This window comes from Streptomyces fodineus (assembly GCF_001735805.1).
Lineage (GTDB): Bacteria > Actinomycetota > Actinomycetes > Streptomycetales > Streptomycetaceae > Streptomyces > Streptomyces fodineus.
In genome coordinates, this window is sequence record NZ_CP017248.1 from 4,958,563 (window position 1) to 4,979,368 (window position 20,806).

The following is a 20,806-nucleotide window of genomic DNA, read 5'->3' on the forward strand; positions in this document are numbered from 1 at the left end:
GAGTAACAGGGGAGCCCGGCACGATTGCGTGCCGGGCTCCGCTCGTCACTCTGCTCTTACAGGTAGGGTCCGCCCGAGCGGCCCGCGGTGTGGTGGTCGTCGCCGCCCTCGTGGCCGGTCACGCCCGGCGGAAGTGCGCGGCGCATCTGTTCCAACTGGGCCCGCGCGGCCATCTGCTGGGCGAACAGCGTGGTCTGGATCCCGTGGAAGAGGCCTTCCAGCCAGCCCACCAACTGCGCCTGCGCGATGCGCAGTTCCGCATCGCTCGGGGTGGCGTCGTCGGTGAACGGCAGGGAGAGCCGCTCCAGTTCCTCGACCAGCTCCGGCGCGAGGCCGTCCTCCAGCTCCTTCACCGAGCTGGCGTGGATCTCCTTCAGCCTCACCCGGCTCGCCTCGTCCAGAGGAGCCGCCCGCACCTCCTCCAGGAGCTGCTTGATCATGCTGCCGATCCGCATGACCTTGGCCGGCTGTTCCACCTGTTCCGTCAGCGGGGTCTCACGGGACTCGTCGCCCCCGTTGCCCCCGCCGAGCGCCATCCCGTCCTGGCCCACGACGAGGATCTGGGGATTTTCCGGCGACCGTTCGTTCCTCGGCATCTCCATGCCGCCATTCTCTCGCACCCGTCCACCTCATCACCGTGGTGCCCCCTCATGGGGCTGATCCACCGTTTAGACCCGACGGCGCATTCCGAAATGCCTTGTTCATCAGCAAATGTGAGGCTTATTCCTGTCGGTCATCCAGCGATCACGACATCCGGGCTCCGGGAGGTCACCGACGTGACTCCATGGCTGCGCATCACGCATCCGTGCCTGTGCCTACGGCTGCTGCTCGTCCCCGTGGCGGCCGTACCCGCGTACGGCACGGCCACCGGGTACGCCACATCCGCGTACGCCGCCGAGCGCGGCTCCGGTGGTTCCACGGCCCCGGGACAGCCGCGCCGTCCTGCCCCGGCGGACCACCCATCCCGCCCCGGGCCGGCGGACAGACCCATCCGCCCTGCCTCCGGAGATACGGACCACCGGGACCACTCCACGGCCCATCCGGACCGCCCCGCCCACTCGCAGCACATAGCCCAGCCGGAGCACCCGGCCCACGACCCTCCGGACGGTCCGGACCCCGGTCTGCCGGCATCCGGCGATCACGATCACAGCGGTGACGACGGCTCCCCCGTCAGCGGCCCGGTGCCCATCCCCCCGATCCCGCCCATGCCCTCCGATTCCGCTTCCGCCTCGTACCGCCCGGCGACGGACGGGGAGCCGACGCGGGCGGGCAGCAGGGCCGGCGAGGGGCGGATGCGGCCGGGCCGGCCGGACGGGCCCCCGGCCGAGGTGGAGGGCGACGACGACCCCGTGCCCACCCAGGCTCCGGGCACCGGCCGGCCGGAGGAGCCGGAAACCGCGAACCTCCCCACCGCGACCCCGCCGAACTCGGACGCCCCCGACCAGGCCGGTCTCGACCAGCCCCCGGCCCGGAACACCGCCCCCCAGGGCCAATCCCCCACCGAACCGGTCCTCCAGATCCTTCCGCTGGGCAGCGGCCTGATCCTCATCGGCCTCGGCCTGGCCCTGGCCTTCCTGGGCCTGAGACTCCGCAGGAGCTGAGGGCAGCGGCCGTTGTGCTGGGGCGTATTCGGGTGTCCTGGGTGTCCTGGGTGTACTCGGGGAGTGCGGGCGGCCATGCCACCGGGCCGACGCCCTCGCGCAGCCGCGGGCAGTCGTGCCGCCGGGGTGGCACGGGTGGGCGCTGGGGTCCCCCCTCCGGCGGAAGCACCTGGCAGGCGCCGACAGGCGACCCCACCCCCGTCGGCACCACCCCGGGCCGGCACCAGCACCGGACGCTCGCGCAGCGCCGGGCGCCCGGGACCGTCGTACCCGCAGCACCGGCACCTCGCCGCCGCACGCACAGGACCGGCACCCGGCACGCCGTACCCACCGCCCAGGCTGCCGCCCCCACCACCGCAGCGCTACGGCGTCACCAACAGCACCTTGCCCACGTGCCCGCTCGCCTCCACCACCCGATGCCCCTCCGCCGCCAAGGACATGGGTACCTCCCGATCCACCACCGGCCGCACATGCCCCCCAGCCAGCAACGGCCACACATGCTCCCGCACAGCGGCCACAATCGCCGCCTTCTCACTCAGCGGCCGAGCCCGCAGCGAGGTCGCGCTGATCGCCGCCCGCTTGCGGAGCAGCGTGCCGATGTTCAGCTCGGCCTTGACCCCGCCCTGCATACCGATGATCGCGAGCCGCCCGCTGACGGCAAGCGCCTGGACATTGCGGTCCAGGTACTTCGCCCCCATGTTGTCGAGGATCACGTCGGCCCCAGCGCCCCCGGTGGCCTGCTTGATCTCGTCGACGAAGTCCTGCTCCCGGTAGTTGATGAGGACCTCCGCGCCCAGCTCGGCGCACCGCTCCAGCTTCTCCTTCGTGCCCGCCGTCACCGCGACCTTGGCCCCGACGGCCTTGGCGAGCTGGATCGCCATGGTGCCGATGCCGCTGGACCCGCCGTGCACGAGCAGCGTCTCGCCGGGCCGCAGGTGGGAGATCATGAACACGTTGGACCAGACCGTGCAGACCACCTCGGGCAGCGCGGCCGCCTGTTTGAGGTCGACGCCGTCGGGCACCGGCAGCAGCTGCCCGGCCGGTACGACGACCTTCTCCGCGTAACCGCCGCCCGAGAGCAGCGCGCACACCTCGTCGCCGACGGCCCAGCCGGACACTCCGGGGCCGAGCGCGGCGATCCTGCCGGAGCACTCCAGGCCGGGGTAGGGGGAGGCGCCGGGCGGCGGGTTGTAGAAGCCCTGCCGTTGCAGGATGTCGGCGCGGTTGACGGCACTGGCCACCACCTCGACCAGTACCTCGCCCTCGCCGGGCACCGGGTCGGGGACCTCCGCCCATACCAGCGCCTCGGGACCACCAGGTTCGGGAATCGTGATCGCATGCATGCCTGCGACGCTACTCCCCGCCGACGGCGTCCTCCTGGCAGACCCGCTCGCTCCCGGGTGCCCGGGGCACCGCGTCAGTTACGCGGCAACGACCGGATGCACTGGTGATGACGGCATCGGCGCCGGACTGCTTGAGCAGCGGCGCGCTCTCCTCTGGCGGGCGATGGCGTCATGGCCCGGACGTTTCACGTGAAACACACCTCGATTCCGGCGGCCGCCCACGGCAGGTCCAGCAGCTCGGTCTCCTCACCCTGCCGGGCCCCGCCGGGCGGTACGACGGCCAGCGCATCCGCGGCGGCGATGCCACGGAGCATGGCCGGCCCGTTGTAGTGCAGCGGTACGGCACGGTCGCCGCGCAGCACCACCGGGACGAGCCGGGTGTCGTACGGGTGTCCCTGGACGGTCTCCCTGAGCGGCAGCGTGTAGGGCTCGGGGGCCGGGTGGGCGGCCAGGGTGCGCAGCAGCGGCTCGGCGAGCGTGAGCAGGCCGGAGATGGCCGCGAGCGGGTTGCCGGGCAGGCCTACGAGGTGCCGGCCTTCCTTGGTGCGGGCCAGCAGCATGGGATGGCCGGGGCGCACCTTGACGCCGTCGACGAGGAGTTCGGCACCGATGCGTTCCAGGGTGGGGTGGACGTGGTCGACCGGTCCGCCCGCGGTGCCGCCCGTGGTGACGATGAGGTCGGCTTCGGAGCCGTCGACGGCCTTGCGCAGGGCCTTGGCGTCGTCGCCGATCCGGCGTACCGCGACGACCTCCGCGCCGAGCGCGCGCAGCCAGGGCGGCAGCATGGGGCCGAGCGCGTCCCGGATCAGCCCGTCGTGTGGCAGGCCCTCGGTCAGCAACTCGTCGCCGAGCACGAGGACTTCGGCCCGCGGGCGCGGTACGGCGGTGACGGTGTCGTATCCGGCCGCCGCGGCGAGGCCCAGGACGGCGGGGGTGACGAGGGTGCCGACGGGCAGCAGCTGGTCGCCGCTGCGGCACTCCTGGGCGCGCGGGCGGATGTCCTGGCCGTGCACGATCTCCCGTGTGGCGTGGAGCCGGCCCTGGGTGTCGGTACGGCCGTGCTCGCTGCGCAGCACGGCGGTGGTGTCGACCGGAATGCGGGCGCCGGTCGCGATGCGGACCGCCTCGCCGTCGGTGAGCGGCTCGGGCTGCGCGTGCCCGGCGAGCACGCCTTCGTCGCGCACCTCCCAGGGGCCGGGTCCGGCGACCGCCCAGCCGTCCATCGCGGAGGTGTCGAAGGAGGGCAGGTCGGTCAGCGCGTCGAGAGGGCCTGCCAGGACCAGGCCGAGGGCGTCACCGAGCGGCACGGAGACCGGGGCACGGCGGACTCGGGCGCGCCCGGCGCGGGCGGCGATCTCGCGGGCCCGGGGCCAGGGGATGGCCCGGTGCCGCTCGCCGTGTGCTTCGGGCGCCGGAGCGGGGACCCCCGCCTGGTCGTGCCTGGGCTCTCTCACAAGGGCCAGTGCCTCCTCGACGTCGAGATCGTCGCTGTCCTCGGCGGGCGCTCCGGCCCGGGTTCCGGGGGCGGTCATCCGGCGTCCGGGGCGCTCGGGCCCCCGCTGTTCTCTTTCCCGCCCCCGGCGTTCTCTTCCTCCCAGCGCAGCGCGAGCGCGGTTGCCCTGCGGGCGGCCTCGGCGACGGCCTCGGGGCCTCCCTTGCCCTGGGCCGCGGCATAGCCGACGAGGAAGGTGGTCAGCGGGGCGGCGGGCCGGGCCACGCCGTGCGCGGCGTCACGGGCCAGGTCGAGCAGGACGCCGGTGTCGACGTCCAGGTCGATGCCCAGTTCGTCCTTGACTGCGGAGATCCATTCATCCAACACGTGCCCATGCTCCCTGATGCGTGCCCTGGCGTTGACGAGGTCGTCCCAGGTGTCGCAGTCGAAGGACGCGAGCGGGTCCGGGACGCGGGTGAGGTTGAGGGCGCTGGTCAGCCGGCGCAGGGGCAGTCCCGTCAGGCTGTCGGGTCCGGCCGCGAGGGCGGCCAGTTCGCGGCGGAGCGCGGCGGTGCGGTAGGCGGCCACGAGCGGCTGATCGCGGCCGTCGGCGTCGGTGAGCAGCGCGCCGTCGGCTCCGGTGTCGCCGAGGGCGGTCAACAGGTGCTGGAGCGTGGCCGGTTGGAGGAAGGGCAGGTCGGCGGAGAGCACGACGGCGTGCTCGGCGGTGGTGAGCCGCAGGCCCGCTTCGAGTGCGGCGACCGGTCCGGCGCCGGGCGGCTCCTCGCGCGCCCAGCGCACGGCTCGCGCGGTGGGCCGCCGGTCGGCCACCACCACCGTTCTGCCGGCGCCCGCGCATGCCGCGAGCACCCGGTCGATGAGCGCCCGGCCGCCGACCCGCAGGCCGGGCTTGTCGGCCCCGCCGAGCCGCCGGGCGGCGCCGCCGGCCAGCACGACGGCGTCGTACGGCACAGGCGTCCCGGGGGTGGCGGAGGCGTTGTCGGTCACCCCCCGAGTATGTCCCGAGGGGCCCCGCTTGTGTCTCCCGCGGGGCCCTGCGTCCTGGCCCCGCGTGCGTCACAGCGTGCGCAGGAGCACCGCCGGCTGTTCCACGCAGTCCGCCACATACCGCAGGAAGCCGCCCGCCGTGCCGCCGTCGCACACCCGGTGGTCGAAGGTGAGCGAGAGCTGGACGACCTGGCGCACCGCCAGCTCGCCCTCGTGCACCCACGGCTTGGGGACGATCCGGCCGACGCCGAGCATGGCCGCCTCGGGGTGGTTGATGATCGGCGTGGAGCCGTCGACGCCGAAGACACCGTAGTTGTTCAGCGTGAACGTCCCGCCGGTGAGTTCCCCCGGCGTGAGCGTCCCGGTGCGGGCGGCCTCGGTGAGCCGGGCGAACTCGGCGGTCAGCGTCTCGGCGTCGCGCGCGTGGGCGTCCCGGACGACCGGCACGACCAGCCCGCGCTCGGTCTGCGCCGCGAACCCGAGGTGGACGTGTTCGAGCTGGACGACCTCGCGGGCCTCGGTGTCGACGTAGGAGTTCAGCTCCGGGAACCGGGCGAGCGCGGCCGTGCAGATGCGGGCGAGCAGCGCGAGCAGGGAGATCTTCGGCCCTCCGGCCGCGTTCATGGCGGCACGCGCGCGCATGAGCTCGGTGGCGTCGGCGTCGACCCAGCAGGTGGCGTCCGGGATCTCCCGGCGGCTGCGGGAGAGCTTGTCGGCGACGGCACCGCGCACGCCCTTGAGGGGGGTGCGGATGCCTGCGGTGCGCGTGGCCGGAGCGGCGGCGTGTGCCGTCGTGGTGGGCGCCTCGGCCGTACGGCTGCCCGGGGCCGCCTTGGCCCGCAGGGCGCCCTCGACATCCGCGCGCAGGATCAGCCCGTCCGGGCCAGAGCCCGCCAGCTGCCGCAGGTCCAGGCCGCCCTCGCGGGCCAGCCGGCGGACCAGGGGGGAGATCACGGGGACCGGACCCTCGGCGTGGAGTGCGTCCACGCGCGCGTGAGCCGTCCCGGCGGAGGTCACCGTGGCGTCCCGTCGCGCCGTACCGGAGGCCGCGGCCGGGCTCCGCCGCGCGTCCGGGCCCGTCCCGGAGGGCGCGGGCCTGGTCCCGGCGCCATCCGCACCGGTACTGCCGTTCGCGGCACCCGTCGCCATCGGCGCCGACCGCACCCTCCGGCGGCGCATGGGCGCTTCCGAGGTGCCGTATCCGACCAGGACGTTGCCCGACCCCGCGGCCTCGCCGCCGGGAGCCGCCGGTCCCACGGCGACCGTCAGCAGCGGTGCGCCGACCGGCAGTTCGGTGCCCTCCTCGCCGAAGCGCGCGGTGACCACGCCGCCGTAGGGGCAGGGCACCTCGACCATCGCCTTGGCCGTTTCGACCTCGACGACCGGCTGGTCGACGGCGACGACGTCGCCGACCTGGACCAGCCAGCGCACGATCTCCGCCTCGGTGAGTCCCTCGCCGAGGTCGGGGAGCCTGAACTCCAGCACCTGTGCCATCAGCCCTCGGCCTCCCACTGCAGCCGGGCCACGGCGTCGAGGATGCGGTCGACGCCGGGCAGGTGGTGCCGCTCCAGCATGGGCGGCGGGTAGGGGATGTCGAAGCCGGCCACGCGCAGCACCGGCGCCTCCAGGTGGTGGAAGCAGCGCTCGGTGACGCGGGTCGCTATCTCGCCGCCCGGCCCGCCGAACCCGGTGGACTCGTGGACGACGACCGCGCGTCCGGTGCGCCGTACGGACGCGCAGACCGTCTCGTCGTCGAACGGCACCAGGGAGCGCAGGTCGACGACCTCCAGGTCCCAGCCCTCGGCCTGCGCGGCCTCGGCGGCCTCCAGGCAGACCGGCAGGGAGGGGCCGTAGGTGATGAGCGTGGCGCTGCGGCCCGAGCGGCGGACGACCGCCCGGCCGATGGGTTCCACGTCCGTCGGATGCTCGGGGTTCCAGGAGTCCTTGGACCAGTAGAGCCGCTTGGGCTCCAGGAAGACGACCGGGTCGTCCGAGGCGATGGCCTGCCGCAGCAGCCCGTAGGCGTCGGCGACGGTCGCGGGGGCGACGACATGCAGGCCCGGCGTCGCCATGTAGTAGGCCTCGGAGGAGTCGCTGTGGTGCTCGACGCCGCCGATGCCGCCGCCGTAGGGGACGCGGACGGTGATGGGCAGGGGCATCCGGCCGCACGTGCGGTTGCGCATCCGGGAGACATGGCTGATGAGCTGCTCGAACGCCGGATAGGCGAACGCGTCGAACTGCATCTCCACCACCGGGCGCAGGCCGTACATGGCCATGCCGACGGCGGTGCCGAGGATGCCGGCCTCGGCGAGCGGGGTGTCGGTGCAGCGGTCCTCGCCGAACTCCTTGGCGAGGCCGTCGGTGACCCGGAAGACACCGCCGAGGGTGCCGACGTCCTCACCCATGACGTGCACGGTGGGGTCGGCGGCCATCGCGTCGCGCAACGCGCGCGTGAGGGCCTGCGCCATGGTGGCGGGCTTGACGGCGACGGTGGTCATCGGGCGCCGCCTTCCTGCTCGCCGTGCTGCTCCTGCTCGGCTTCCAGCTCGGCCCGCAGCAGCGCACGCTGTTCGCGCAGTTGGGCGGTGGTCTCGGCGTAGACGTGGTCGAAGAGGGCCATGGGGTCCAGTTCGGGGTCGCGGTTCATGCGTTCGCGCAAGTCGGCCGCCATCTCCTCGGCGTCCTGCCGGGCGGCCTCGATACCGGCCTCGTCGAGCAGGCCGCGCGCGGTCAGCTCCCGCTCCAGCAGCTCGATCGGGTCGTGGGCGCGCCAGGCGGCCACCTCGGCGTCGCCGCGGTAGCGGGTGGCGTCGTCGGCGTTGGTGTGGGCCTCGATCCGGTACGTCACCGCCTCCACCAGGGTCGGGCCGCCGCCCGCGCGCGCGTGCCGTACCGCGTCGCTGAGGACCTCGTGCACGGCCGCCGCGTCGTTGCCGTCGACCAGCCGGCCCGGCATGCCGTACCCGACGGCCTTGTGGGCCAGGGAGGGCGCGGCGGTCTGCTTGGCGAGCGGGACGGAGATGGCGAAGCCGTTGTTCTGCACGAGGAAGACGACCGGCGCCTGCCAGACGGCGGCGAAGTTCAGCGCCTCGTGGAAGTCGCCCTCGCTGGTGCCGCCGTCGCCGACCAGGGCGAGGGCGACCACGTCGTCGCCCTTGAGGCGGGCGGCGTGCGCGAGGCCGACGGCGTGCGGGAGCTGGGTGGCCAGCGGGGTGGAGAGGGGGGCCACACGGTGGGTGTGGGGGTCGTAGCCGCTGTGCCAGTCGCCGCGCAGCAGGGTCAGGGCCTCGACGGGGTCCACCCCCCGGGCGACGACGGCGAGGGTGTCGCGGTAGCTGGGGAAGAGCCAGTCGCGTTCTTCCAGGGCCAGGGCGGCGGCGACCTCGCAGGCCTCCTGGCCGGTGCTGGAGGGGTAGACGGCGAGGCGGCCCTGCTTGGTGAGCGCGGTGGCCTGCGTGTTGTAGCGGCGACCGCGCACCAGCTGGGCGTAGAGCCGGCGCAGCAGCTCCGGATCGGCCTTGGCGGCCGCCTCGGTGCCGAGGACGCGGTAGGGCTCGGCGTCTGGCAGCAGCGGCGCGGGGTCCATACGGGGCTGCCAGGCGGGCGGCGGGGATGGCCGGTACGCGCCCCGCTGCTCCATGACCGTCATGACGGCACCTCCTCGTGGGAGCGGCTACGGGAGGCGCGTCGGCTGTGAGGCGCCTCACCAACCGATTGTTCGGTCGTCGGCACATTTTGGCTACAGGCCCCTCCAGGCTGTGGACAAACGGTTCTCCACAGCCTGGAATGAACGCAGGACGTCCACGGCGAGGGAGCGGGGGGCAATGGCAGCTGAACAAATGGCCGACGGACCGCAGGACGACGCCGCGCTTCCACCGCCGCGCCCGGTGGACGCCGCCCTGCTGCCGCCGCCGCGCCCGCTCGACGCCATCGATCAGGACATCCTGAAAATCCTCCAGGCGGACGGCCGCGCCTCGATACGGTCCGTCGCCGAACGCGTGCACGTCTCGCGCGCCAACGCCTACGCGCGCATCAACCGGCTCGTCGAGGACGGTGTCATCCGCGGGTTCAGCGCGCGTGTGGACCACGAGCGGGCGGGGCACGGCACGTCGGCGTACATCACGCTGAAGATCGTCCAGAACACCTGGCGTACGGTCCGCGAGCAGCTCAGACAGCTGCCCGGCGCCTCCCACATCGCCCTCGTGGGCGGCGACTTCGATGTGCTGCTGCTGGTGCACACACCCGACAACCGGGCGCTGCGCGAGCTGGTGCTCACCCGGCTCCAGGCGATCCCCGAGGTGCTCAGCACCCGCACGCTGCTGGTGTTCGAGGAGGAGGACCTGGAGCCGGAGGCGTGACTGAGGTGTGCCGGAGGCGTGACTGAGGTGTGCCGGAGGCGTGACCGAAGGTGTGCCGGAGGCGTGCCGGAGGGTGTGGCCGGAGGCGTGACCACAGATGTGCCGGAGGTCTGGCGTCAGCTCTGTTTGAGGCCCGCGAAGACCAGCTGGACCACCGCGTCGGCCACCTCGCGGTCGCCGGCGCCCCGCGGGTCCGGCCGATACCACTCCACGATCGAGTTGATCATGCCGAAGACCAGCCGGGTGGCCAGGCGGACCTCGATGTCGCCGCGTACGTCCCCGTCGGCCGCCGCGGCCTTCAGCAGTTCCGCGACCCGGTGGTCGAAGTCGCGTCGCCGCTCCAGCGCCCACCGCTCGGTCGCGGTGTTGCCGCGCACCCGCAGCAGCAGCGTCACATAGGGCAGCTCGCCTATGAGCACCTCGACCATGCGCCGTACGACGTGCTCGAGCCGGTCCACGGACCGGCCCACGCGCGCGTGCTCCTCCTCCAGGATGGCGAACAGGCCGTCCAGGGCGCGGCTGACGGCCCGGCGCAGTAGTTCCTCCTTGCCGCTGACGTGGTGGTAGATCGACGACTTGGAGATGCCGGCCGCCTTGGACAGGTGCTCCATGGAGGTGCCGTCGTAACCGCGCTCGTTGAAGACCTGCACGGCCACGGAGAGCAGCGTCTCGGGCGTGTATGTGTCGCGCTTGGCCGTGGTCATGAGGTGCCCTCCCGCTTGTCGGCGACGGCGTACGCGTGGCGGTAGAGCGCGAGGGAGGGCGCGTAGCGTCCGGAGGGGTCGCGCTCGTGCATCTCGTCCAGGACGTCGAAGGCGAACTCGCGGCCGAGCCTGCGGTCCCACTCGAACGGGCCGAGCGGGTAGTTCACCCCGAGGCGCATGGCCGTGTCGATGTCCTCCTCGGTGGCCACGCCCTTGGCGACGGCGTCATGGGCGAGGTCGATGATCCGGGCGACCGTACGCGCGACGATCATGCCGGGGACGTCGCCGATGACGCTGACGTCCTTGCCGAGCGCCTGGAAGAGGCCGGTGGCCTCGGCGAGGGTCTGCGGCGAGGTGTCCTGGCAGGCGGACAGGGCGACACGGGTGGCCGCGCGGTAGTCCAGGGCGAGGTCGAAGTAGACGACGTCCCGGAACTCCACGCAGGTCTGCCCGTCGGCGAGGACCAGCTGGCCGCCGCTCGGCAGCACCAGGCGGGTGCCGTTGTCCTCGGCCTCCTCGCGGACCTGGATGCCCGCCTCGCGGATCAGCGTGACCAGCTCGGCCGCGGGGCCGAGACCGCCCTCGGCGACGACGTACGCGGGTGGCTGCTCCTTGTCGGCGGTGTGCGGCTCGGGCCGTTCGGCGCCGGCGGCGTGGTCGTACCAGCCGTGCCCGGTCTTGCGGCCGAGGCGGCCGGACTCCACCAGCCGGCGCTGGGCGAGGGACGGGGTGAAGCGCATGTCCTGGAAGAAGGACTGCCACACGGAGTGGGTCACGGACTCGTTGACGTCCTGCCCGATCAGGTCGGTCAGCTCGAAGGCGCCCATCTTGAAGCCGCCGGACTCGCGCAGGACCGCGTCGATGGTGGCCGGGTCGGCGGCCTGGGCCTCGTAGACGGCGAAGGCCTCGGCGTAGAAGGGCCTGGCGATCCGGTTGACGATGAAACCCGGGGTGTCGGCGCAGGCCACCGGGGTCTTGCCCCAGGCGCGGGCGGTCTCGTACGCGCGCGTGGCCGATGTGACGTCGGTGGCGAACCCGGAGACGACCTCGACCAGCGGCAGCAGCGGGGCCGGGTTGAAGAAGTGCAGGCCGACGAAGCGGCCGGGGTGGCGCAGGGGGCCGCCGATGGCGGTCACGGACAGCGAGGAGGTGTTGGTGGCGAGCAGGCAGTCCTCGGCGACGATCTCCTCCAGCTCGCCGAAGAGCTGCTGTTTGACGTCCAGCCGCTCCAGGACGGCCTCGACGACCAGCCCGCAGTCCGCCAGCTCGTCCAGGCTCTGTGCGGGCCTGAGGCGTGCGCGGGCCGCGTCCCGCTCGGCGGGGCCGAGCCTGCCCTTCTCCACGAGCCGGTCGAGGCGGGCGCCGATCGCCGCGGCCGCGTCTTGCGCACGCCCGGCGGCGGCGTCGTACAGCCGCACGGGGTGGCCGGCGACCAGCGCGACCTGGGCGATGCCCTGGCCCATGGTGCCGGTGCCGACGACGGCCACGGGGCTGCTGAGGTCGAGTGCTGTCATGTGCGCGATCCTCCCGCACTTCGTTTTCCACAGATGCGGCAGGCCCCCTTGTCCCGACCGATCGTTCGGTTACTCTAGCTCTGACCGGCTGTCCCTGCCCATGTTTCTGCCCAGGTCCATGAACTCGGCGAAGAGTTCTCCAGACGAGGAGTTGGTCCCGCATGGCCGCCGAACTGACCGCCCACGAGCTGATCGCGAAGCACCGGCCCACCCTGGACCAGGCACTGGAAGCGATCCGCACGCGCGCGTACTGGTCCCCGCATCCCGAGCATCCGAAGGCCTACGGCGAGAACGGCAGCCTGGACGCGGCGGCGGGCAAGGCCGCCTTCGACGCCGTGCTGAACACCCGCCTCGACCTCGGCCAGCCCGGCACGGACGACTGGGTGGGCGGCGAGGTCTCGCCGTACGGCATCGAGCTGGGCGTCAGCTATCCGCATGCGGACGTGGACGTGCTGATCCCCGCGATGAAGGCCGGCCAGCGGGCCTGGCGGGACGCGGGCGCGGAGACCCGGGCGCTGGTGTGCGTGGAGATCCTCAAGCGGATCAGCGACCGGACGCACGAGTTCGCGCACGCGGTCATGCACACCAGCGGGCAGGCCTTCATGATGGCGTTCCAGGCGGGCGGCCCGCACGCCCAGGACCGCGGCCTGGAAGCGGTGGCGTACGCGTACGCGGAGCAGGTCCGCACGCCCGAGACGGCCGAGTGGACCAAGCCCCAGGGCAAGAAGGACCCGCTGGCCCTCACCAAGCAGTTCACGCCGGTCCCGCGCGGCCTCGCCCTGCTCATCGGCTGCAACACCTTCCCGACCTGGAACGGCTACCCGGGCCTGTTCGCCTCCCTGGCGACCGGCAACGCGGTCCTGGTCAAGCCCCACCCGCGCGCGGTGCTGCCGCTCGCGCTCACCGTGCAGATCGCGCGCCAGGTGCTCACCGAGACGGGCTTCGACCCGAACCTGGTGGCGCTGGCCGCCGAGCGCCCCGGCGAGGGCATCGCCAAGACCCTCGCCACCCGCCCCGAGATCCGGATCATCGACTACACCGGGTCGACGGCCTTCGGCGACTGGCTGGAGGCCAACGCCCGCCAGGCGCAGGTCTACACGGAGAAGGCCGGCGTCAACACGGTCGTGGTGGAGTCGACCGACAACTACAAGGGCATGCTGTCCAACCTGGCGTTCTCGCTGTCGCTGTACAGCGGCCAGATGTGCACCACCCCGCAGAACCTGCTCATCCCCCGGGACGGCATCCGCACCGACGAGGGGCCCAAGACCTTCGACGAGGTCAGCGCCGACCTCGCCCGCGCGATCGACGGCCTGCTCGGCGACGACGCCCGCGCGAACGCCCTGCTGGGCGCGATCGTCAACCCGGACGTCAAGGCCCGTCTGGAGGCCGCCGCGGGCCTCGGTGAAGTCGCCCTTGCCTCACGGGAGATCAGCAACCCCGACTTCCCGGGCGCGGTCGTGCGCACGCCCGTGATCGTCAAGCTGGACGGCGCCAAGCCGGACGACCAGGCCGCCTACATGAGCGAGTGCTTCGGCCCCGTCTCCTTCGCCGTCGCGGTCGACTCGGCCACCGACGCGGTGGAGCTGCTGCGCCGTACGGTCCGGGAGAAGGGCGCGATGACGGTCGGCGCCTACACCTGTGACAGCGAGGTCGAGCAGGCGATCGAGGAGGTGTGCCTGGAGGAGTCGGCCCAGCTGTCGCTCAACCTGACCGGCGGGGTGTTCGTGAACCAGACCGCCGCGTTCTCCGACTTCCACGGCTCGGGCGGCAACCCGGCGGCGAACGCCGCGCTGTGCGACGGAGCGTTCGTCGCCAACCGGTTCCGGGTCGTCGAGGTGCGTCGGGAGGCCTGAGAGCGCTCAAGAGCTCGGGGGTGCGGGGCGCTTGCGACTGGGGACCCACCGTGGTCTCTCGCGTAGTTCCCCGCGCCCCTAAGGGGCGGGATGCGCCCCTGCCGTGATGCTCCAGTGGTACAGGGTCATCGCCACGCTCGTCGCCAGGTTGTAGCTGGAGACCTGGGGGCGCATCGGCAGGGACAGCAGATGGCCGGCACGCGCGCGCAGCTCGGGCGACAGGCCGCTGCGCTCGGAGCCGAACGCCAGCACGGCGTCGTCGGGCAGCTTGGTGCGCCGGATGTCCTCGCCCTCCGGGTCGAGAGCGAACAACGGCCCGGCGGGCAACTCGTCGGCGCCCAGCCGCTCCACAGCGGTCGCGAAGTGCAGGCCCGCGCCGCCGCGCACCACTGTGGGGTGCCAGGGGTCGAGCGTGCCCGTGGTGACCACCCCGGTCGCCCCGAATCCGGCGGCCAGCCGGATCACGGCGCCGGCGTTGCCCAGGTTCCGGGGATGGTCGAGGACGACGACGGGCGCGGTGCGCGGGGTGTGGGCGAGCCTGCGCAGATTGGCCTCGCGGGAGGGCCGTACCGCCAGGGCGGCCACGCCGGTCGGGTGCGGCCGCGGGACGAGCGAGGCGTACGTCTCCGCGGGCACCTGGGTGAGCAGCGCGTCCAGCACGTCCCGTACGTCCCCCGCCAGCTCCTCGGCGAGGGCGAGCGCCGCCCGCCGATCGGTGGTGACCGCCACCGGGACCTCGGCCCCGAAGCGCAGCGCGTGCTTGAGGGCGTGGAAGCCGTCGAGCAGCACGGCGTCACCGGCGTGCGCGCGCCAGCGGGTCAGCGGGTCGGTCATGCGGTGAACCCTACGCGGCCCTGCGCGTTCTCCTCGGGGCTCTCTTCGGGGGAGCGCGGCGCGGGCACCGTACGGTCCGCGCGCCGGACGAGTCGGCCACGCGCGCGTGCGGCCAGCACGCCCAGGCGGCGCAGGAACGACGTCGGCAGGAAGACCGCGTCCGCGGCGATCATCGCCAGCGAGAAGAACGGCAGGCCCAGCACGATCGCGATCACCGCGTGCTCGGTCATCATCAGCACCAGCAGGACGTTCTTGACCCGCCGGTTGAACAGGGTGAACGGGAAGGCGACCTGCACCATGACCGTGCCGTAGGCGACGACCATCATGATCGTGCCGCTGGAGGACATCAGGTCGGCGAGCCCGGGCCAGGGCGAGAAATAGTCCAGGTGGAGCGGGTAGTAGACGGCGGTGCCGTCCTGCCAGCGCGAGCCCTGGATCTTGTACCAGCCGGCCGTCGCGTAGATCAGGCAGGCTTCGGCCATGATCACGACCAGGGCGCCGTTGTGCAGGACGTTGGCGACGACGTCCAGCAGGATCCGCGGCTGCTGCGTCCTCGCCCAGCGGCCCACGGCCCACCACAGTCCGAGCGCCACCAGGGCCGTCCACAGCAGCGCGGGAATCAGCCAGCCGTTGTCGAACCGGCCGGTGAACGTCGCCATGACCAGCGCCAGGCCGAACACCGCCCACAGGGCCGGTCCCACCCGGTCGGCCCGAACCCGCTCCCCACGCGCGCGTGCCGCCTCCGCGTGGGCCGCCCGCCGCGCGTCCAGCGACCACACCTGTCCGCAGCGCGTGAACACGAGGTAGAAGGACATCAGGTGCAGGACGTTGTCGCCGCCGTCACCCACGAAGACGCTGCGGTTCTGCAGCGACAGCACGCCCACCATGAACAGCACGGACGCCGTCCGGGTGCGCCAGCCGAGCAGCAGCGCGGTGCTGGCCAGGATCGCGAGCAGGTAAAAGCTCTCGAACCACAGCTGGCCGTCGGACCAGAGCAGGGCCGTGAAGGCGTGGTTGTCGGCGGTCAGCTCCTTGGCGAGGTTCCAGCCCCAGGGCCCGGCCGGGCCGTACAGCTCCTGGCGGTGGGGGAACTCGCGCAGCAGGAACAGCAGCCAGGTGCCGGCGAAGCCGATGCGGATGATGGCGCTCTGGTACGGCCCGAGAGCCGACTCGGTGACGCCGGCGATACCGCGCGAGAGGGTCAGGGAGAGCCGGTTCACCGCACACCTCCCGCGGCCTCGTCGGCCGTCACGCTCCACCAGGGCAGCACGCGGTAGACGGGCTTGTCGGACACGCGCTCACGGCTCCACTCGGGCGGCTGCACATTGGTGGTGCTGGAACGGATCTGCACGCGCTGGATGACGCCCTCCCGGTCGGCCGGATAGGTCCGGTACAGCCGCATCACCACGATCCGGCGCAGGTACTGCTCGGAGAGGGAGCCGCGCATGCCCACGGAGCGGTTGTCGGCGCCGTGCGTGGCGACGAAGAAGTCCCACGCTCGGCGCAGCTCGTTCTGCTGGGCGTGACTCGGCACGAGGTTGCCGTCTATGGCGGCACCGTCCTGGGCGGACAGGTCGGTCCATCCGGTGGTGCGCAGTCCGCCGTCCTCGGCCCGCACCACGGCACGTACCTGTATGGCGATGTTCTGCTGCAGCGGGTTCGGGGCGAACAGCTTCCAGTTCTGCTCGAACTCCGGGTACACCCATTCCTCGACGGCCTTGCCGTGCTGCTTGGTCAACGTGTTGGCGGGGGCGAGGCTGAGGAAGACCATCAGCAGATGCACACAGGCGGCGACTCCGACCAGCGCGAGCGCCAGCGCCGCGGCGATCTGATAGCGGGGGGAGAGGGCGGCCAGGCCGGTACCCGGGGCAGCGGAAGGCACGGCCGGAGCCGTCCGGGGCTGCTGGGCTCGCTGCGCTGCCCGAGCCGACCGGGCGCCACCGGCGCCTTCGCCCGCCGCCGCATCCTCACCGCTCGGCGTGTCCGCGCCCGCCGGGGAATCCGCGTCGGCCGGGGAGCGCTCCGGGGCCGGCCCGCCGGGGCCGGGTGGGGCCCCCGGGTCCTCGTCGTACGCGTCCATTCCGCCTCGTCCCCCGTTTCGGCTCGGTCGTTTCGGTTCTGTGGTCCGGCTCAGTGTCCGGCCCGTGATGCGGCGCCGCCACGAGCGCCCCACGGTTCACGCAGGCCACTCCTCGGCGTCCCGCACGGAACGGTACTCAGCCCCGGCCACCGGGCGCAGCCCCGGGTGCATACGATCGCCGTGCTCCTCGCTGTCCGGTACGGCGCCGGCACCGGCCGTACCCGCCCTCCCGCACCTTGTCCACAGCCCGTCCGCCGGAGTTTTCCACAGCGGTTGACACCCTACGGCGGCCCGGCACACCATTGATGCGCACGGACCGAACGATCGGTCGGGACGTTTTCACCGAAGAGCCCGAGGTCAGGGGGACCGCATGGCCACAGCAGCCGCGCAGCGCACCGCCCGCACACAGGCGGACGGCGCACCGGACACCGTCGACACGGCGGCCTACCAGCACGCCTTCGACGCGGCCGTGGCCGCCGACGAGCGCATCGAACCCCGCGACTGGATGCCCGACGCCTACCGCGCGACCCTGGTCCGGCAGATCGCCCAGCACGCGCACTCCGAGATCATCGGCATGCAGCCCGAGGCCAACTGGATCACCCGCGCCCCCTCCCTGCGCCGCAAGGCGATCCTGATGGCCAAGGTCCAGGACGAGGCCGGCCACGGCCTCTATCTGTACAGCGCGGCCGAGACCCTCGGCACCGGCCGCGACGAGCTGCTCGACAAGCTGCACAGCGGCCGCCAGAAGTACTCCTCGATCTTCAACTACCCCACGCTGACCTGGGCGGACGTCGGCGCGATCGGCTGGCTGGTGGACGGCGCCGCGATCACCAACCAGGTCCCGCTGTGCCGCTGCTCCTACGGCCCGTACGCCCGCGCGATGGTCCGGATCTGCAAGGAGGAGTCCTTCCACCAGCGCCAGGGCTACGAGCTGCTGCTCGCCCTCAGCAAGGGCACACCGGAGCAGCACGCCATGGCGCAGGACGCGGTGGACCGCTGGTGGTGGCCCTCCCTGATGATGTTCGGCCCGCCCGACGACGAGTCCCAGCACTCCGCGCAGTCCATGGAGTGGAAGATCAAGCGGCACTCCAACGACGAGCTGCGCCAGCGCTTCGTCGACATCTGCGTCCCCCAGGCCGAGTCCCTGGGCCTCACCCTGCCCGACCCGGACCTGCGGTGGAACGAGGAGCGCGGGCACTGGGACTTCGGGCCGATCGACTGGACGGAGTTCTGGGAGGTCCTCAAGGGCAACGGCCCGTGCAACGAACAGCGGATCACCCAGCGCAGACGCGCCCACGACGAGGGTACGTGGGTACGGGAAGCAGCCGCCGCCTACGCGGCCAAGCACACCGGCGGCACCAGTGGGACCGACGGCACCGGTGGAACCGGCAACGAGACAGCACACGCGGCAGAACACGCGACAGGAGCGGAGCGAGCATGAGCACCACCGACTGGCCCCTGTGGGAGGTCTTCGTGCGCTCCCGGCGCGGCCTCTCCCACACCCACGCCGGCAGCCTGCACGCCCCGGACGCGGAGCTGGCCCTGCGCAACGCCCGCGACCTGTACACCCGCCGCGGCGAGGGCGTGTCCATCTGGGTCGTCCCGGCCGCCGCCATCACCGCGTCCTCGCCGGACGAGAAGGACCCCTTCTTCGAACCGGCCGCCGACAAGCCCTACCGGCACCCGACCTTCTACGACATCCCGGAAGGGGTGAAGCACCTGTGACCGCCACCGGCCCCGCCACCGTCCCGGTGACCGCCGCGCTCGCCCTCGGCGACGACGCCCTGGTGCTCTCCCACCGACTGGGGGAGTGGGCCGGACACGCCCCCGTCCTGGAGGAGGAGGTCGCCCTCGCCAACATCGCCCTCGACCTGCTCGGCCAGGCCCGGGTGCTGCTGTCGATGGCCGGAGACGAGGACGAACTCGCCTACCTGCGCGAGGAGCGGTCCTTCCGCAACCTCCAACTGGTCGAGCAGCCGAACGGCGACTTCGCCCACACCATCGCCCGCCAGCTGTACTTCTCCACCTACCAGCAGCTGCTCTACACCGAACTCGCATCCGGGGACGGCCCGTTCGCGCCCCTCGCCGCGAAGGCGGTCAAGGAGGTCGCCTACCACCGCGACCACGCCGAGCAGTGGACGCTCCGCCTCGGCGACGGCACGCAGACCAGCCACGAGCGGATGCGCCGCGCCTGCCAGGACCTGTGGAAGTTCACCGGTGAGATGTTCCAGCCGGTGGAGGGCCTCGACGCCGGCTGGGCACACCTGGACGCACGCTGGCAGGAGTCCGTCCAGGACGTCCTCGGCCGTGCCACGCTTCCCCTCCCCGAGGGGCCGCGCACCGGCGCCTGGTCGGCCGGCGCCGGCCGGCAGGGGCTGCACACCGAGCCGTTCGGGCGGATGCTCGCCGAGATGCAGCATCTGCACCGCAGCCACCCGGGTGCGTCATGGTGACCGCCACCGCCCTGGAGGCGGAGCTGCTGGAACTGGCCGGCTCGGTGCCCGACCCCGAACTGCCGGTGCTCACGCTCCAGGAGCTGGGCGTGGTGCGCGCGGTGCACCTGCACGGCGGCGACACCGTCGAGGTCGACCTCACCCCCACCTACACCGGCTGCCCCGCCATCGAGGCGATGAGCGTGGACATCCAACGGGTGCTGCGCGCCCACGGCATACGCGAGGTCACCGTCCGCACAGTGCTCACGCCCGCCTGGACGACGGACGACATCAGCCCCGAAGGGCGGCGCAAACTCAAGGAGTTCGGCATCGCTCCCCCGCGGGTGCACGGCGCCTCCGGTCCGGTACCGCTGACGCTCGGCCCGACGCGGGCGAACGCGCCGGAAACGGACCCGATCCGCTGCCCGCACTGCGGCTGCGCCGACACCGAGCTGCTGAGCAGGTTCTCCTCCACCGCGTGCAAGGCGCTGCGCCGCTGCCTCGCCTGCCGTGAACCGTTCGACCACTTCAAGGAGTTGTGATGGCGCGCTTCCACCCGCTCCCGGTGGCCGCGGCCGACCGGATCACCGACGACTCCGTCGCCCTGACCTTCACCGTCCCGCCCGAACTGCGCGAGGAGTACCGGCACGCACCCGGCCAGCATCTCGCGCTGCGCCGACAGGTCGACGGCACCGAGATCCGGCGCACCTACTCGATCTGCTCCCCCGCGCCCGACCCGGCCGGCACGGGCCCGGACACCCTGCGGGTAGGCGTGCGGCTGGTGGAGGGCGGGGCCTTCTCCGCCTATGCGCTGAAGGAGATCAACGTCGGTGACGTGCTGGAGGTGATGACCCCGGCCGGCCGCTTCACTCTGGACCCGGCGCCGGGACTGTACGCGGCGGTCGTCGGCGGCAGCGGCATCACCCCGGTGCTGTCCATCGTCTCCACGCTGCTGGCACGCGAGCCGGCGGCCCGGTTCTGTCTGATACGCAGCGACCGCACGGCCGCCTCGACGATGTTCCTCGAGGAGGTCGCCGACCTGAAGGACCGCTATACCGAGCGGCTTCAGCTGGTGACGGTGCTCTCGCGCGAGGAGCAGCAGGCCGGCCTGCCGTCCGGGCGGCTCGACCGCGAGCGGCTCACCGGGCTGCTGCCCGCGCTGCTGCCGGCCGACCAGGTCGCGGGCTGGTTCCTGTGCGGGCCGTACGGGCTGGTCACGGGCGCGGAGCAGGCGCTGCGCGAGCTGGGCGTGGACCGCTCCCGTATCCACCAGGAGATCTTCCATGTGGACGCGGGCGCGCCACCGGCCGCCACCGACCGGACCCCGGCGCACAGCACGGTCACTGCCCGGCTCGACGGGCGCGGCGGCACCTGGCCGGTGCGGGATGGCGAATCCCTGCTGGAGACGGTCCTGCGCAACCGCTCCGACGCGCCCTACGCCTGCAAGGGCGGAGTCTGCGGGACATGCCGCGCCTTCCTCGTCTCCGGCGAGGTCCGCATGGACCGGAACTTCGCCCTGGAGACGGAGGAGACGGAAGCCGGCTATGTGCTGGCCTGCCAGTCGCATCCGCTGACGGAACGGGTGGAGCTGGACTTCGACCGCTGAGGGCTGCGCTGGGCCGACTCTGAGGGGGGTGGGGAGGGGAG

Annotated in this window: 20 protein-coding genes; 8 read left to right on the plus strand and 12 right to left on the minus strand. The window is 72.8% G+C overall.

From position 1 onward, the window contains the following. Positions 1–56 precede the first annotated feature (56 nt). Positions 57–602, minus strand: a complete 546-nt coding sequence (locus BFF78_RS20920) for a bacterial proteasome activator family protein (protein ID WP_069779779.1) — start codon at positions 600–602, stop codon at positions 57–59. Positions 603–776: 174 nt separating this feature from the next. Between BFF78_RS20920 and BFF78_RS20925 the strand changes: the two genes are divergently transcribed. Beyond that, positions 777–1,601: a hypothetical protein gene (locus BFF78_RS20925; protein WP_069779780.1), complete on the plus strand. Its 825-nt coding sequence runs from the start codon at positions 777–779 to the stop codon at positions 1,599–1,601. 362 nt (positions 1,602–1,963) lie between these two features. Here the strand turns inward: BFF78_RS20925 and BFF78_RS20930 are convergent, their stop codons facing one another. The 6 genes from BFF78_RS20930 to pdhA form a co-directional block, all read right to left on the minus strand. Next, the gene (locus tag BFF78_RS20930) at positions 1,964–2,944 is read right to left on the minus strand and encodes an NAD(P)H-quinone oxidoreductase (RefSeq protein WP_069779781.1); all 981 of its coding nucleotides are present in this window, start codon (positions 2,942–2,944) and stop codon (positions 1,964–1,966) included. Between the two features lie 185 nt (positions 2,945–3,129). Next, complete coding sequence (locus BFF78_RS20935; RefSeq protein WP_069779782.1) at positions 3,130–4,476, minus strand: molybdopterin molybdotransferase MoeA; 1,347 nt, start codon at positions 4,474–4,476, stop codon at positions 3,130–3,132. Beyond that, positions 4,473–5,384, minus strand: a complete 912-nt coding sequence (locus BFF78_RS20940) for an NTP transferase domain-containing protein (RefSeq protein ID WP_069779783.1) — start codon at positions 5,382–5,384, stop codon at positions 4,473–4,475. Before BFF78_RS20940 ends, BFF78_RS20935 begins: the two co-directional genes overlap by 4 nt. 69 nt (positions 5,385–5,453) lie before the next feature. Next, positions 5,454–6,878: a dihydrolipoamide acetyltransferase family protein gene (locus BFF78_RS20945; protein ID WP_069779784.1), complete on the minus strand. Its 1,425-nt coding sequence runs from the start codon at positions 6,876–6,878 to the stop codon at positions 5,454–5,456. Next, a complete protein-coding gene (locus tag BFF78_RS20950; RefSeq protein WP_069779785.1) occupies positions 6,878–7,882 on the minus strand; it encodes an alpha-ketoacid dehydrogenase subunit beta in 1,005 nt (334 codons plus the stop codon). Before BFF78_RS20950 ends, BFF78_RS20945 begins: the two co-directional genes overlap by 1 nt. Next, a complete protein-coding gene (pdhA, locus tag BFF78_RS20955; protein ID WP_069779786.1) occupies positions 7,879–9,033 on the minus strand; it encodes a pyruvate dehydrogenase (acetyl-transferring) E1 component subunit alpha in 1,155 nt (384 codons plus the stop codon). Before pdhA ends, BFF78_RS20950 begins: the two co-directional genes overlap by 4 nt. 175 nt (positions 9,034–9,208) lie before the next feature. Between pdhA and BFF78_RS20960 the strand changes: the two genes are divergently transcribed. Continuing rightward, positions 9,209–9,742, plus strand: a complete 534-nt coding sequence (locus BFF78_RS20960; RefSeq protein WP_418346669.1) for an Lrp/AsnC family transcriptional regulator — start codon at positions 9,209–9,211, stop codon at positions 9,740–9,742. A 116-nt stretch (positions 9,743–9,858) separates the two neighbouring features. On the opposite strand, the gene BFF78_RS20965 is transcribed toward BFF78_RS20960, so the two are convergent. Next, on the minus strand, positions 9,859–10,446 hold the full coding sequence (locus tag BFF78_RS20965; protein WP_069779788.1) for a TetR/AcrR family transcriptional regulator: 588 nt from the start codon (positions 10,444–10,446) through the stop codon (positions 9,859–9,861). Continuing rightward, positions 10,443–11,960 carry a 3-hydroxyacyl-CoA dehydrogenase gene (locus tag BFF78_RS20970; protein ID WP_069779789.1) on the minus strand — a complete coding sequence of 506 codons (1,518 nt, stop codon included), beginning with the start codon at positions 11,958–11,960 and terminating at the stop codon, positions 10,443–10,445. The genes BFF78_RS20965 and BFF78_RS20970 overlap by 4 nt, the downstream gene beginning before the upstream one ends. A gap of 161 nt (positions 11,961–12,121) precedes the next feature. Between BFF78_RS20970 and paaN the strand changes: the two genes are divergently transcribed. Beyond that, complete coding sequence (gene paaN / locus BFF78_RS20975) at positions 12,122–13,813, plus strand: phenylacetic acid degradation protein PaaN (protein WP_069779790.1); 1,692 nt, start codon at positions 12,122–12,124, stop codon at positions 13,811–13,813. Between the two features lie 78 nt (positions 13,814–13,891). Here the strand turns inward: paaN and BFF78_RS20980 are convergent, their stop codons facing one another. Genes BFF78_RS20980 through BFF78_RS20990 form a run of 3 tightly spaced genes read right to left on the minus strand, consistent with a single transcriptional unit; the run spans position 13,892 to position 16,727 of the window. Continuing rightward, entirely contained in the window at positions 13,892–14,647 is a 756-nt protein-coding gene (locus BFF78_RS20980) for a TrmH family RNA methyltransferase (RefSeq protein WP_069779791.1), read from the minus strand. Further along, positions 14,644–15,867, minus strand: coding sequence for an HTTM domain-containing protein (locus BFF78_RS20985; RefSeq protein ID WP_069779792.1), 1,224 nt, complete (start codon positions 15,865–15,867; stop codon positions 14,644–14,646). The genes BFF78_RS20980 and BFF78_RS20985 overlap by 4 nt, the downstream gene beginning before the upstream one ends. Next, positions 15,864–16,727 (minus strand): DUF5819 family protein, encoded by an 864-nt coding sequence (locus BFF78_RS20990; RefSeq protein ID WP_069779793.1) that lies wholly within the window; start codon positions 16,725–16,727, stop codon positions 15,864–15,866. The genes BFF78_RS20985 and BFF78_RS20990 overlap by 4 nt, the downstream gene beginning before the upstream one ends. Before the next feature lie 370 nt (positions 16,728–17,097). Between BFF78_RS20990 and paaA the strand changes: the two genes are divergently transcribed. From paaA to BFF78_RS21015, 5 genes are read left to right on the plus strand one after another with little or no spacing between them, the layout of a single operon-like run. Next, positions 17,098–18,168, plus strand: coding sequence for a 1,2-phenylacetyl-CoA epoxidase subunit PaaA (paaA, locus tag BFF78_RS20995; protein ID WP_069779794.1), 1,071 nt, complete (start codon positions 17,098–17,100; stop codon positions 18,166–18,168). Next, positions 18,165–18,452, plus strand: a complete 288-nt coding sequence (gene paaB / locus BFF78_RS21000; protein WP_030640248.1) for a 1,2-phenylacetyl-CoA epoxidase subunit PaaB — start codon at positions 18,165–18,167, stop codon at positions 18,450–18,452. The genes paaA and paaB overlap by 4 nt, the downstream gene beginning before the upstream one ends. Continuing rightward, positions 18,449–19,180, plus strand: coding sequence for a 1,2-phenylacetyl-CoA epoxidase subunit PaaC (gene paaC / locus BFF78_RS21005; RefSeq protein ID WP_079161409.1), 732 nt, complete (start codon positions 18,449–18,451; stop codon positions 19,178–19,180). The genes paaB and paaC overlap by 4 nt, the downstream gene beginning before the upstream one ends. After that, complete coding sequence (gene paaD / locus BFF78_RS21010; RefSeq protein WP_069779795.1) at positions 19,174–19,701, plus strand: 1,2-phenylacetyl-CoA epoxidase subunit PaaD; 528 nt, start codon at positions 19,174–19,176, stop codon at positions 19,699–19,701. Before paaC ends, paaD begins: the two co-directional genes overlap by 7 nt. After that, positions 19,701–20,765 (plus strand): 2Fe-2S iron-sulfur cluster-binding protein, encoded by a 1,065-nt coding sequence (locus tag BFF78_RS21015; RefSeq protein WP_069779796.1) that lies wholly within the window; start codon positions 19,701–19,703, stop codon positions 20,763–20,765. Before paaD ends, BFF78_RS21015 begins: the two co-directional genes overlap by 1 nt. Positions 20,766–20,806 lie beyond the last annotated feature (41 nt).

What these genes read in the sequence shown, in the direction of transcription:
- BFF78_RS20920 (WP_069779779.1), bottom strand. Translation starts at nt 602, where the DNA reads ATGGAGATGCCGAGGAACGAACGGTCGCCGGAAAATCCCCAGATCCTC.
- BFF78_RS20930 (WP_069779781.1), bottom strand. Translation starts at nt 2,944, where the DNA reads ATGCATGCGATCACGATTCCCGAACCTGGTGGTCCCGAGGCGCTGGTA.
- BFF78_RS20935 (WP_069779782.1), bottom strand. Translation starts at nt 4,476, where the DNA reads ATGACCGCCCCCGGAACCCGGGCCGGAGCGCCCGCCGAGGACAGCGAC.
- BFF78_RS20945 (WP_069779784.1), bottom strand. Translation starts at nt 6,878, where the DNA reads ATGGCACAGGTGCTGGAGTTCAGGCTCCCCGACCTCGGCGAGGGACTC.
- BFF78_RS20950 (WP_069779785.1), bottom strand. Translation starts at nt 7,882, where the DNA reads ATGACCACCGTCGCCGTCAAGCCCGCCACCATGGCGCAGGCCCTCACG.
- pdhA (WP_069779786.1), bottom strand. Translation starts at nt 9,033, where the DNA reads ATGACGGTCATGGAGCAGCGGGGCGCGTACCGGCCATCCCCGCCGCCC.
- BFF78_RS20960 (WP_418346669.1), top strand. Translation starts at nt 9,209, where the DNA reads ATGGCAGCTGAACAAATGGCCGACGGACCGCAGGACGACGCCGCGCTT.
- BFF78_RS20965 (WP_069779788.1), bottom strand. Translation starts at nt 10,446, where the DNA reads ATGACCACGGCCAAGCGCGACACATACACGCCCGAGACGCTGCTCTCC.
- BFF78_RS20970 (WP_069779789.1), bottom strand. Translation starts at nt 11,960, where the DNA reads ATGACAGCACTCGACCTCAGCAGCCCCGTGGCCGTCGTCGGCACCGGC.
- paaN (WP_069779790.1), top strand. Translation starts at nt 12,122, where the DNA reads ATGGCCGCCGAACTGACCGCCCACGAGCTGATCGCGAAGCACCGGCCC.
- BFF78_RS20980 (WP_069779791.1), bottom strand. Translation starts at nt 14,647, where the DNA reads ATGACCGACCCGCTGACCCGCTGGCGCGCGCACGCCGGTGACGCCGTG.
- BFF78_RS20990 (WP_069779793.1), bottom strand. Translation starts at nt 16,727, where the DNA reads ATGGACGCGTACGACGAGGACCCGGGGGCCCCACCCGGCCCCGGCGGG.
- paaA (WP_069779794.1), top strand. Translation starts at nt 17,098, where the DNA reads ATGGCCACAGCAGCCGCGCAGCGCACCGCCCGCACACAGGCGGACGGC.
- paaB (WP_030640248.1), top strand. Translation starts at nt 18,165, where the DNA reads ATGAGCACCACCGACTGGCCCCTGTGGGAGGTCTTCGTGCGCTCCCGG.
- paaD (WP_069779795.1), top strand. Translation starts at nt 19,174, where the DNA reads ATGGTGACCGCCACCGCCCTGGAGGCGGAGCTGCTGGAACTGGCCGGC.
- BFF78_RS21015 (WP_069779796.1), top strand. Translation starts at nt 19,701, where the DNA reads ATGGCGCGCTTCCACCCGCTCCCGGTGGCCGCGGCCGACCGGATCACC.